Genomic DNA, 213 nt, shown 5'->3' with positions numbered 1-213 from the left:
GGTGGCTGTACCGTTGAAATCTTTTGTCGGTACATAGGTAACATTCGCTGCCAACGTCGCATTGATTTGAGCTACTGTGCCGGTCAATGTCACGGTGCCTGTATCCGTTCCACTGATAGACGCACTACCACCGCTAACCGTCAGCGTGCCATTTGTCACGGCTAAGGTCACGGTCATGTTGCCCGTGCCGGCATCCACATCAGAAATACTTAA

1 protein-coding gene is annotated in these 213 nt (G+C 51.6%); it reads right to left on the bottom strand.

What is annotated here, in order from left to right; genetic code table 11:
* Positions 1 to 213 (bottom strand): hypothetical protein (locus tag LIN78_RS18040; RefSeq protein WP_227182274.1); only part of this gene is annotated, 213 nt, incomplete at both ends.

This window comes from Leeia speluncae, from assembly GCF_020564625.1.
In the GTDB taxonomy this organism is placed as follows: domain Bacteria; phylum Pseudomonadota; class Gammaproteobacteria; order Burkholderiales; family Leeiaceae; genus Leeia; species Leeia speluncae.
Note: the sequence above shows the minus strand (reverse complement) of the source record. Positions and strands in the feature narration are given on the sequence as shown.